Annotated in this window: 9 protein-coding genes; 5 read left to right on the top strand and 4 right to left on the bottom strand. The window is 43.2% G+C overall.

Annotated features, from left to right (window positions below):
- Nucleotides 1–212: 212 nt before the first annotated feature.
- The 3 genes from bioB (at nt 213) to LBB20_02660 (ending at nt 5,775) form a co-directional block, all read left to right on the top strand.
- Complete coding sequence (bioB, locus tag LBB20_02670; protein ID MDR2735714.1) at nt 213–1,136, top strand: biotin synthase BioB; 924 nt, start codon at nt 213–215, stop codon at nt 1,134–1,136.
- Nucleotides 1,133–3,145: an adenosylmethionine--8-amino-7-oxononanoate transaminase gene (gene bioA / locus LBB20_02665; protein MDR2735713.1), complete on the top strand. Its 2,013-nt coding sequence runs from the start codon at nt 1,133–1,135 to the stop codon at nt 3,143–3,145. The genes bioB and bioA overlap by 4 nt, the downstream gene beginning before the upstream one ends.
- An 86-nt stretch (nt 3,146–3,231) precedes the next feature.
- Nucleotides 3,232–5,775 carry an ATP-dependent Clp protease ATP-binding subunit gene (locus tag LBB20_02660; protein MDR2735712.1) on the top strand — a complete coding sequence of 848 codons (2,544 nt, stop codon included), beginning with the start codon at nt 3,232–3,234 and terminating at the stop codon, nt 5,773–5,775.
- A 40-nt stretch (nt 5,776–5,815) separates the two neighbouring features.
- On the opposite strand, the gene LBB20_02655 is transcribed toward LBB20_02660, so the two are convergent.
- Together LBB20_02655 and LBB20_02650 are read right to left on the bottom strand one after the other, a co-directional pair.
- Nucleotides 5,816–6,166, bottom strand: coding sequence for a hypothetical protein (locus tag LBB20_02655; GenBank protein MDR2735711.1), 351 nt, complete (start codon nt 6,164–6,166; stop codon nt 5,816–5,818).
- A 2-nt stretch (nt 6,167–6,168) separates the two neighbouring features.
- Nucleotides 6,169–6,651 carry a type III secretion system chaperone gene (locus LBB20_02650; GenBank protein MDR2735710.1) on the bottom strand — a complete coding sequence of 161 codons (483 nt, stop codon included), beginning with the start codon at nt 6,649–6,651 and terminating at the stop codon, nt 6,169–6,171.
- 221 nt (nt 6,652–6,872) lie between these two features.
- On the opposite strand from LBB20_02650, the gene LBB20_02645 reads away from it, so the two are divergent.
- Nucleotides 6,873–7,571 carry a hypothetical protein gene (locus LBB20_02645; protein MDR2735709.1) on the top strand — a complete coding sequence of 233 codons (699 nt, stop codon included), beginning with the start codon at nt 6,873–6,875 and terminating at the stop codon, nt 7,569–7,571.
- A gap of 6 nt (nt 7,572–7,577) precedes the next feature.
- Entirely contained in the window at nt 7,578–8,828 is a 1,251-nt protein-coding gene (gene murA, locus LBB20_02640; protein ID MDR2735708.1) for a UDP-N-acetylglucosamine 1-carboxyvinyltransferase, read from the top strand.
- A 3-nt stretch (nt 8,829–8,831) separates the two neighbouring features.
- Here murA and LBB20_02635 read toward each other — a convergent pair whose 3' ends face one another.
- Nucleotides 8,832–10,304 (bottom strand): hypothetical protein, encoded by a 1,473-nt coding sequence (locus LBB20_02635; GenBank protein MDR2735707.1) that lies wholly within the window; start codon nt 10,302–10,304, stop codon nt 8,832–8,834.
- A gap of 68 nt (nt 10,305–10,372) precedes the next feature.
- Entirely contained in the window at nt 10,373–11,716 is a 1,344-nt protein-coding gene (gene clpX, locus LBB20_02630; protein MDR2735706.1) for an ATP-dependent Clp protease ATP-binding subunit ClpX, read from the bottom strand.
- Nucleotide 11,717 lies beyond the last annotated feature (1 nt).

The raw sequence follows: 11,717 nt of genomic DNA, 5'->3' as shown, positions 1-11,717 counted from the left end.
AGTGACCGGTATTGTAACACTATCCAAGCAATTGATCGATGGCGTTAACAAACTCGAAGCCGATTTTATCGCAGACGAATCCTAGCAATCCATCAATCCTAGTCAGCCTAATCTACCAGGCCAAATGCAATTTTTATTGCTTGGCCTAGGGTGTTTTGCTACCATTCCTTTATATATTGACTTCTACGGCCATAGTTGCACCAATCCCTTGTATGCTGACAAAGAAAGTTGCTTTGACCATCGCCACAACCTACTCCAGTGAAGAGCTATTCCGGAAGGCTAACTCTTTAAGAGAAAAATACTTCGGTAACAAAATTCATCTTTGTGGAATAATCAATGCCCGGTCTGGGATTTGCGATATGGACTGCAAATTCTGTTCCCAAAGTTCGTTTCATCAAACCCAGATTGACACATACAAATTCCTTGATAAAGAAACGCTTAGAAAAAAAATACAGGAAGTCCTCAATTCTGGCGCAAATAAATGCGGGGTTGTCACCAGTGGAGGCAAACTTGGCAATCAGGACGTGGAATCTCTGGCCCAGGTACTCAAGAACCTAGCTACCGAGAACAAACAGCGCCTATGTGGATCACTGGGGAGATTGAGCATCGACGATCTCAGGTATCTAAAACAGAATGGCTTGACAAGATTTCACCATAATTTGGAAACCTCCGAGGCTTTCTATCCAAAAATATGTACCACACAAAAATGGAGAGATAGACTAACCACGGCTAAAAATGCAAAAACCGTAGGTCTGGAAACCTGCGTAGGTGGAATTTTTGGCTGCGGCGAAACCTGGAGCGATCGCCTGGATTTCGCCTTCGAACTATACAGATTGAAACCCGATAGCGTTCCAATAAATTTTCTATACAGACACCAGGGGACGCCGTTTGAAAATCTACCACCGCTATCAGCCGATGAAGCTCTAAGAATCATAGCCATCTTTCGGTTAGTTCTACAGGACATAAGTATCCGGATTTGTGGAGGTAGAAAGGATATCCTTGGCGATCGACAGTACGAAATTTTCAAAGCCGGAGCCGATGCGGTTATGGTTGGAGACTATTTGACCACCGGTGGTGAATCGATCGCAAGAGATCTGGAGAATATCAAAAAACTTGGCCTAGCTTTTCAGGAATGAAGAGAAAAAATCTACTTTTCGTAACCGGGACCGATACCGAAGTTGGAAAAACAATAATTTCATCGGCCTTATTTCGTAATGCGGTCAAGCAGGGTTTGAAAACAGCAATAATTAAGCCAATACAAACCGGGTACAATCCCATCGACATCACAGGCCCTTCCAAAGACATAGACATTTATAACAAAGCGGTTTCAGATCTAACCAATGAATGCGAAGTCCATTGTCTTGAATACCTCAAAGCTCCATGCTCCCCTGATCTAGCGTCCAGACTGGAAGGTCACCAAATAAATCCAGATGGGCTACTAGCAAAAATAGAAGAAATAAGAACACGAAATAATCTAACAATAGTGGAAGGTTCCGGAGGAATACTGGTTCCTATAGATGCTAACGGGTTTACCATGTTGAACTTGATGACAGCATTGGCCGGCCCAATTCTACTGGTTACGGAAAATAGGCTTGGTGCAATAAATAACACATTGCTTTCCATCAATGAACTCCGGCGTAATGGGTTGGTCATTTCTGCCCTGGTCATGAATCAGCCTCATTTCCAGAATAGCCATAGCCAGTACATACTAGAAGATAATATCAAACAGATTTCCCAACGAACTGGAATAAAATGCCTGGTTGTGCCATTTCTAGAGCATCTATCTTCCAAGGCTACGATGAATGCAACCGACTTTGATCCCATCAGCAATCTACTCGACGATATCATCTTCTATGGCAACCATACTGAAGCTCCTCAGGATATAATTTCCTTCGACAGAAAACACCTGCTGCATCCCTATGACTGTCCAAAAAATCCGCAGCCGGTGGAGCAGATAATCTATGCCCGGGATTGTGAACTATACACTGCTAATGGCAAACAACTTATAGATGGCATATCTTCCTGGTGGGCCACCATCCACGGGCATAACAATGGCCAATTGAATGATCACCTGAAATCTCAGATCGACAAATTTTCCCACGTCATGTTTGGTGGATTTACCCATGAACCGGCAGTAAAACTTTGTGAAAATTTGTTGGAAATCGTACCAAAAAATCTTCAGAAAGTTTTTTATTCCGATTCCGGATCCGTGGCCGTTGAGGTGGCAATGAAAATGGCCGTACAGTATTGGCAAGGCGTCGGTAATCGGCAAAAAACCAAGTTTCTTTCACTGGCTGGTGGCTACCACGGAGACACATTGTGGGCCATGTCGGTCTGTGATCCCACCGGTGGAATGCATCGATCCCTTGCCTCGGTTCTACCAAAACAGGTGTTCCTGCCAAAACCATCCTATCGATTTGGAGAAGTCTTTGATATTGAAGAAGAAACACGAAAATATGAGAATTTTTTCGCAGCCCACAGTCAGGAACTAGCCGGTATGATTTTTGAGCCCGTAGCCCAGTGTGCCGGCGGTTTCTGGTTCTATAGCAAGGAGTACCTGGAAATCTTCAGAAACCTCTGTACAAAATATGATATCCTCTTGGTTGCCGATGAGATAGCAACCGGGTTTGGGCGTACCGGCAGGATGTTTGCCTGCGATTTTGCCAGGATTCAACCGGATATAATGTGCCTGGGGAAAGGATTAACCGGCGGAGCTCTGTCCCTTGGAGTTACATTAACCACAGAAAAAATCACCGACGGAATTTGTAACCAGGGGCAGGTAATCCTACATGGCCCAACATTCATGGCCAACCCACTGGCCTGTGCTGCTGGCATCGCAAGTCTTTCTCTACTGTCAAGCCAGGATTGGCATGGCCGGGTCATGGCCCTACAGAATCAAATGATCAACAAATTATCCCAGCTGAATGGCTTTCCAGGTGTAAAAGACCTACGTATCCTGGGAAGTATTGGTGTGATAGAAATGGACAAACCTGTTGACAGAGAACGATTTACATCATTTTGCCACGGGAAAGGCATAGGGCTTAGACCCATCGGTAACCTGATCTATACCATGCCACCCTACACCATAACACCCCGACAATTTGACAAAATATTAGACACCATCCTGGAATATCTGGCTACCTAATGTCCAATGGCTTACTCCACTAATAATCTCATTTCAATTCTTATTGATTGATTTAGCCATTTAGATTGTATACTACCGCACTAGACATGAATCCAATGAATTTTACTCCAAGGGCCCAACAGGTGTTGGTGCTCGCTAGACAGGCAGCCGACCGTCTTGGCCAAAACTACGTAGGCACTGAACACCTACTGCTTGGACTGATTGAGTTGGGCCAAGGAATAGCCGTTAATGTTCTGCAACATCTTGGTATAGAAAGTGATGACATAAAGCAGAAGGTTCAGGATATGGTGGCCGAAGTAACCCATGAGGATGATACAACCGCCGGACAACATCTGGATTCGATACCATTCACTCCAAGGGTCAAAAAAGTCCTCATATCCGCAGCCAATGAGGCTAAGGCTTTGAACCATCCATACATAGGTACCGAGCATCTGCTACTGGGTCTGATGAGAGAAACCGAAGGAATTGCTGCAAAAGTACTTACTGAATTTGGTGTGGATATAGATGCCTGTAGGAATGAAATTCTATCCGAATTGGATCCAAATTTTATCGGCCTCCAACCTACAAAAAATACCGAGGACTCTGACGATGATGATATGCAGGAATATGGTCATTCTCAACCACTTACACAACGTGAACAGAAAACACCAGCTCTCAAAGCTTTCGGCCGAGATCTCACCGCATTGGCAAGGGAAGGCCAGCTGGATCCAGTCATAGGCCGGGCAAAAGAAATAGAGCGGACCATTCAGGTGCTTTGCCGAAGAACTAAAAACAACCCGGCTCTAATCGGTGAAGCCGGTGTTGGTAAAACGGCCATAGCCGAGGGTCTTGCCCAGGCCATCGCCGATGAAAACGTACCAGATCTCCTTACTGGCAAAAAGGTTATAACTCTTGATCTGGCACTAATGGTGGCTGGAACAAAATATCGTGGTCAATTTGAGGAAAGGCTGAAGGCCGTCATGGAAGAGATAAGGCGAAGCCGAAATATAATACTTTTTCTTGATGAACTTCACACCATCGTCGGTGCCGGATCCTCCGAGGGCTCAATGGATGCCTCAAATATCCTAAAGCCTGCCCTATCCCGTGGAGAAATACAATGTATAGGCGCCACAACCATAGCGGAATATAGAAAAAATATAGAAAAAGACGCCGCCCTAGAACGGAGATTCCAACCCATATATATAGATCCGCCTAGCATCGAAGACGCAACGAAAATCCTCTTCGGTATCCGGGAAAAATATGAAGCACATCATAATGTCAAATATTCTGACGAAGCCATCGAACTTGCAGTCAAACTGTCCGACAGGTACATAAGCGGTAGGTTTTTACCAGATAAGGCGATAGATATCTTGGATGAATCAGGATCTCGGGCCCATATCAACACGATGAATCGTCCGCCGAAAATAGAAAAATTGTCGAAAAAAGTTGAAGAAGTGTGTGGGTTAAAAGAAAGGGCCATATCCGAACAGAAATTCGAAGATGCGGCCAGGTTCCGTGATGAAGAAAAAAAATTGAAGGAAGAAAGGGATCTAGTACTAGAAAAATGGCGTAAATCTAGAAAAGATCATCGGGCAATGATAGGACCAGAAGATATCTATAAAATAGTATCCAATTGGACGGGCATTCCTCTGGCGCGAATAGAACAAAAAGAAAGCGAGCGGTTATTAAAAATGGCCGACGAATTGCGCAGCATGGTCATAGGTCAAAATGAAGCCACCGACGCCATAGCCCGGGCTCTGCGCAGGTCAAGAGCCGATCTTAAAGACCCCAAAAGGCCCATAGGAGCTTTCCTATTCCTTGGCCCCACCGGTGTCGGCAAGACTCATCTTGCCAAGGTGTTGGCCGAAAAGATGTTCGGAAGTAACGACTCTTTAATCCAGGTTGATATGTCCGAGTATATGGAAAAGTTTGCCGTATCGAGGATGATAGGGTCACCACCTGGTTATGTGGGCTACGACGAGGGCGGTCAACTCACCGAAGCCGTAAGAAGAAAGCCCTACTCGGTCGTGCTCTTCGATGAGATAGAAAAGGCCCATCCTGATATTCTACAGATATTGCTTCAGGTCCTTGAAGATGGACATCTTACGGATAGTCTTGGACGGAAAGTTGATTTCAGAAACACCATACTGATAATGACAACCAATATTGGTGCCCAATTTCTACAAAAAAGCACAACGCTGGGCTTTGGTTCCGGAGATGAAAGTGATTTCCAGAAAGCCAAAGAAAGCATAATCGAAGATGCCAAGCGATCATTCAAACCAGAATTTATAAATAGACTGACAGACATGATTGTATTTCGCCAGCTATCCCATGATGATCTTGGCAAAATAGTAGATTTGGAAATATCAAAGATAGCCGAACGGCTAGAATCAAAAGACATAAAGCTCAAAATAGAAGAATCTGTCAAAGAAATCCTAATAAAAAACGGCTACGATAAAAAATTTGGTGCTCGACCACTAAGAAGAGCCATAGAAAAATACATCGAAGATCCTCTATCCGAAGAGTTTTTGAAAGGAAATATTGTCGAGGGCCTACCGCTAACAATAATCACTGACAAGGACAATAACGTATGCTTTAAGCAAAAAAAGAATAAGCCACAGCATGATCGGGACATTTCTGGTGATGCCTAGCAGGCTTTATCTGACCAGCAACAGGTTTCGATTGGACCTACTATCTCCTAAGAATACCTGGCAATTTGGCTGATAGTTCGCCGCTGGAGATTGTGCGTACGGTTCTTTTAGCCAATGGGGTGTGCGGAGTGTTATCTGCTTGTTGATCAACGGAACGCGCCGTATCATGAACGGTTCTTGGAGCCCTTAAACTGACATCTCTGTCCAGCTGTCTAACACTTCTACTGGTGATAGAAATTTTTTCAGCAGGTCTACTCACATGCCCAGATTCCACAAGCTTCATAAACTTATCGGCATCCTGTGGAATGACAGCATCCTTAGTATTTATTTTAGCATTATTTTTACCAAATACTGCTCCAGCTGCTCTATTTAAATTAATACCATCCATCATAATTACCTCAGCTTATCTCTGTTTTGATTGACTTGATTTTTACTTAGGTTCTCAGCTTTCCCAAGCGTTTCAGCTTCCAGTGCCAAGCCTTCGAGCTTTTTTGACCAAATTTCAACGTTATCAATAAATTCCCCAAGACTATCTTCCAGACTACAGGATTCTTTCAATGGCAACTCGAATCTACGGGCCATAACAACAGTTTGGGTTTGTTTATCTATGCTAAGAGTTGCTTCACCAGAGTCTTTCCAAAAAAAGTTTGCCTCCAGTAGCATTTCAAAAATTCTTTCGCGCCCTTCAAATGGAACCACCGACACGTAGGAGTATACAATCAATATACCATTAACTTCGTCTAATTCCACATTAAGGACAATTTTTTCATCAAATATCAAAATACATCTATTATATGCATCCAATGCCAGCTTCGGAAGATCCAGAGTCTTACCAAGCTTATGTAACAGAGTATCAACTTCTATTTTATAATCCATCAAAACATTACGCCTCAGTTTATGTCAGTTTATTAATGGCTACTGGCTAAGCAAGTATTTTATTGGTAAATTACTATAAATTACCATAACTAACAAATTATCCTACAAAACATTTCTCATTTTAGCTTGCTATCTATTTTGATAAAAATAATTATTAGTCACTATAGTTTTTTAGTCAGGGTGTATAAATACACATAAAATGATTTATATTATAACAACAGATGTCTGATTTTAGAAGAAGCAAAAAGAGCGATGCTAACCGCATCGGGTTTATTGAGGGTGATTTTGGATGCGATGGCACAGTGACAAATCCAGATCCAAGTGATAATAGTGATAAGTGTTGCCGTAACTCACTAAAAAGAGGTAGAGCATCCCGTAGCGCTATAAAAAAATGTGATCCACAAGGTTCTGCCATAGACTTTGTGGTGAATGACACCTCCAGGGTAATGTCCGATGCCATATCGATGAAACACAGTGGCAAACAACGTGGACAAAAGCGACCTGTATCGATTAAAAAGTCTACGACAGTGCATGAAGATATTAAAACCCAATCACAACCTTCCTGTACGGACCTGGTCGGTGTCACGGAAGAACCTTGTCCTGACAGCGATAGCAACAGAGGCAGTAAATTTGGTCGTAATGGAACCCAGAAAAAATATAGCAGAATTGATAATAAAAGAACACGGAACGATGATACTGGTAAAAAATATGCCTGCACGAAAAAGAAGTGTGCCTGTTCCTCGTTCATTTCAAAAATTATGTCATTTTTTGGCTTTTCTTCTAAGGCAAAGGAAAGTTCTAACAAACAAAGTAACTTTTCTGTAGAAAAACCTAAAGATCGACCGAAAAGCTACGGCGTTGCCAATGCTAATAAAAAAAGTAGAACTAATTCCGATCTAAAAACAAAAGAAAAAAGTTAGAAACATATGGATACTGTAAAAATTTCCGGTGGGAAACTTTTGCATGGGTCTGTAGATGTAAGTGGGTCAAAAAATACCTGTTTACCGGTTTTGGCAGCATGTTTATTGACAGCTGAACCTTGTGTTATTAAAAACGTGCCGTCACTTAGTGATGTCACTTCCATGATAGATCTAATTAAAGATCTTGGGGTTAGTGTTGAATCAATCTCTAGTAAGACGCTTCGAATCCACGCAAGAAATCCAAGGTCGATGGTTGATTCTGCCTATGTCAATAGAATACGTGCCTCGGTGTGTTTGATGGGCGCATTGCTTGGCAGGACCGGCGAAGTATCCATACCGATGCCCGGAGGTTGTGTTATAGGCGAAAGACCCATAGATCTACATCTTCGAGGGTTTCAAATGCTTGGGGCCAATATATTGACCACCAACAAAAACATCTATCTGTCCACAAAGGCGTTGGTAGGTAATAAGATATACATGTCAGGTAGGTATGGCTCAACGGTCACTGGCACAGCAAACCTGTTGATGGCATCGGTGCTTGCCCAGGGCCAAACGATGATTTATGGTGCAGCCTGCGAGCCTGAAGTGGTTAGCCTATGTAAATTTTTGACAATAATGGGAGCCAAAATAGATGGCCTGGGTACATCAACTTTGGTCATCACAGGAGTGGATAAATTGCACGGCTGTGAATTTACCATAGGCCACGACAGAATAGAAGCCGGAACATTCGTAATCCTTGGACTAGCCTGCGCTAAGGAATTAACAGTAAATGGCATAAGCCACTCGGATTCACTGATAACCCCTCTGCTCGAAGCCGGTGCCGATATGAAAATTGAGAATGACAAAGCCATCGTTAAGAAATCCGAGCATATACGTTGTATGCATATCACCACATCACCATTTCCTGGCTTCCCAACGGACCTTCATGCCCAACTATCAGTACTTATGACCCAGGCCAATGGCATAAGCACCATAGAAGAAAAAATATATCCTGAAAGATTTGGGCATGTGCCAGAACTGGTCAAAATGAAAGCGAACATCAAATTAAATGGCACTTCGGAAATAATAAACGGACGGTGTAACCTACAGGGGAATAACCTAGCCGCAACCGATCTCCGGGCCGGCGCAGCGCTTTACATAGCAGGCTTATTGGCTAAAGGCGAAACCATCATAACGAACACCAGGTATGTGGACCGTGGCTATGACCATTTTAATGATAAGTTAAAATCCATCGGCGCCGATGTATGTGAGGTTTAAAAATCAAGGCAGCGGATTAACGCCACCGCCGATACAACGGGTTAGCCAATATTTACCATTTTCGTTCAATGTATTGACGGATTCTGCTGAATTATATTTGCCTGAAATAGAAGCAGTTATATCATTAGCACCCCTTTGATCGCCAACCGATTCGCAGACAAATTTTTGGAATGCGGCCACCTCTATTCTGAGGTTTTCGTCGATGGGTTGGGTCGAGACAAGCCGTGTCAGGATATGAGAAACCTGATCGATGAGTTCACGCCTTCTAATGGACTGGACAAACATGCACTTCGCCTTCATGAATAGCAGATAGTTATACAACGGACTATCATCGTTTACTTTTTCCAACAATGACTCATATAAAAGCTGTGCACCGGGAAAGTCATTGCGCAGTCGCAGTATGGTTCCCTGGGCCAATCGGGCGAAATATTTTAGGTCAGAACTTAGTTCACTTTTGGCGATATCTTCCAGCATTGCCATTGATTTGTCGTAATTTTGAAGACCATCCTTGATATCATATTGCACGGAAAAGTATAATGCTAACTTGGCCTCATAGTGTAACCTATTTCCTGCGAAAGAAACCAATATGGCACTTGCCTTTTTATAGTTCCCAAGCTTGGCCATATATTCGGCTTCGTAAAAAAACGAATTGTCTGCACAAGGGCTCGAGTTATAGTGCAATCTCAACCTATTAAATTTGGCCAAAGCCGAACTGTGCATACCATAACACAGATCTATTTTACCTGATAGCAACAACACCGACGCGAACAGGTTATACATTTCCATGCTGTTCATACCAAGGCTATCATATCTCAAAATATCCGCCAAAATCTGGCGAGCCGCATTGAAGTTAGATAACCTGTAGGAAATGTAGGCCTCGACATATGAGAATTTCAGTTTCAACCGAATGTTCAGTGTCGATGACGGCCGAACCAGCACTTCCCTAACCCGCTTCAAGGCCTCGGGCATCTTATTACCCTTAACCATCGAACAGATCAAATTCCATTCTGCCTTCCAATAGCCTTGGGACTTAATGATATCTGGATCTTTTTTAACCGTTTCCATCAACGATATTGTGGCTTCAAATGACCCGCTTTTCAGCATCGAGTTAACATGACGAAATAATAATTCATCCTTTGGCAGGCTATCCGCTTTCTCAAACAACTGGGCATAGAGATTCGCCGCCATCTCGTTGTCACCATTCAGGTAATAGGCATCGGCAATCCTGAGCGTATGCCTATCCTTCTCCTTTTGGGTGTCTGATAACCCAACCAATTCTTCAAGACACTCCACCACCGTTCGAATTTTTCTTGGAGATTCGCGGTAGGCGCTGAAAGCTAACAACTCCAGCGACTGTTTTCTAGCTTTAACCATGTCTATTTTACCTGGCAGCTTTGCAAGAAAATCCCGTATTTCCAGAACCTTTGATTCAATATTAATTGCTCTGTGGCCAGCAGGCTGCTGTAGCATAAACATAAAAAAGCTAATAAGAAACAATAGCATATAAACACAGCATCGGCCTGGCAATACAACCCATTTTCGCCCTATTTCAAGACAAACTTCGGTTCGGCCATTTTTTCAACCACATCACTTGTAATGTTCACAGCTTTGACATTATCTCTCGACGGAAGCGAATACATTATATTGACCATAAAGCTCTCTAAAATTGATCTCAGGCCCCGGGCACCGGTCTTTAACTTGCACGCCTCCTTGGCGATAGAAACCACGGCATCGCCATCCACAGTCAACTTCACGCCATCCATTGCAAACAACTTTTCGTACTGTTTTACCATGGCATTTTTTATATCAAGCATAACATGAATCAGATCGTCCTGGGACAGTTCATCCAGCACAGATATGACTGGTAGGCGGCCAATGAACTCAGGAATCAAGCCATAATGCACCAAATCTTCGGATCTAACTTTTTTCAAAATGGCCTCGTCACTTTTATCATCATCGCGCCCGGTTTTTCCAGCTCCGAAGCCAAGTATTTTTTTGCCAACTCGCTCACTGACAATTTTGTCCAGACCGATAAATGCACCGCCACAGATGAATAAAATGTTACTGGTATCGATCTGAATATACTCCTGCTCGGGATGCTTTCGACCACCCTTTGGCGGCACATTACAGATGGTACCTTCTAGTATTTTTAGCAGAGCCTGCTGCACACCTTCGCCGGAAACATCCCTTGAAATTGAAACATTTTCCGTTTTGCGGCTTATTTTGTCGATTTCATCAACGTAAACGATGCCACACTCGGCTTTTTTGACGTTGTAATCGGCGTTCTGGATGAGCCTCAATATAATGTTTTCCACATCTTCGCCCACATAGCCGGCTTCGGTTAAAGTTGTGGCATCTGCTATGGCAAATGGTACGTCAAGAATCTTAGCTAAGATCCTAGCTAACAAGGTCTTTCCACAACCAGTCGGACCGATAAGAAGCACATTGCTCTTTTCCAGCTCCACGTCTTTCAGTTCCTCCGGTATGGTGATTTTCCTGGTATCATCACCACTGATAATTCCGGATGTCAGAAGCCTTTTGTAGTGGTTATATACCGCCACCGAAAGCACCTTTTTCGCATGATCTTGTCCTATAACATACTCATCGAGAATCGCCTTTAACTCACTCGGGCTCTTGCAATTAAATCTAAGAAGCTCGTCATCTTTACTGCTAGGGCCATCGGACCGCGATTTTAAATCGAAACCCTTTCGTCCTCCTTCTTTCGCAACAAAATCAATGGATGCAAAATCATCCAGATCCTTCGCCAGCGCTCCAATGCACACCTTAACACATCTATCACAGATAAACACGTCCGGACCAGCCACAAGTTTCCTTACCATGAGCTGACTTTTCCCACAAAAAGAACAATAATCTAGATCATCAGCCATA

It is taken from the genome of Puniceicoccales bacterium, assembly GCA_031283585.1.
GTDB lineage: Bacteria > Verrucomicrobiota > Verrucomicrobiia > Opitutales > LL51 > JAIRTH01.
Note: the sequence above shows the minus strand (reverse complement) of the source record. Positions and strands in the feature narration are given on the sequence as shown.

What these genes read in the sequence shown, in the direction of transcription:
- bioB (MDR2735714.1), top strand. Translation starts at nt 213, where the DNA reads ATGCTGACAAAGAAAGTTGCTTTGACCATCGCCACAACCTACTCCAGT.
- bioA (MDR2735713.1), top strand. Translation starts at nt 1,133, where the DNA reads ATGAAGAGAAAAAATCTACTTTTCGTAACCGGGACCGATACCGAAGTT.
- LBB20_02660 (MDR2735712.1), top strand. Translation starts at nt 3,232, where the DNA reads ATGAATCCAATGAATTTTACTCCAAGGGCCCAACAGGTGTTGGTGCTC.
- LBB20_02655 (MDR2735711.1), bottom strand. Translation starts at nt 6,166, where the DNA reads ATGATGGATGGTATTAATTTAAATAGAGCAGCTGGAGCAGTATTTGGT.
- LBB20_02650 (MDR2735710.1), bottom strand. Translation starts at nt 6,651, where the DNA reads ATGGATTATAAAATAGAAGTTGATACTCTGTTACATAAGCTTGGTAAG.
- LBB20_02645 (MDR2735709.1), top strand. Translation starts at nt 6,873, where the DNA reads ATGTCTGATTTTAGAAGAAGCAAAAAGAGCGATGCTAACCGCATCGGG.
- murA (MDR2735708.1), top strand. Translation starts at nt 7,578, where the DNA reads ATGGATACTGTAAAAATTTCCGGTGGGAAACTTTTGCATGGGTCTGTA.
- LBB20_02635 (MDR2735707.1), bottom strand. Translation starts at nt 10,304, where the DNA reads ATGTTTATGCTACAGCAGCCTGCTGGCCACAGAGCAATTAATATTGAA.
- clpX (MDR2735706.1), bottom strand. Translation starts at nt 11,716, where the DNA reads ATGGCTGATGATCTAGATTATTGTTCTTTTTGTGGGAAAAGTCAGCTC.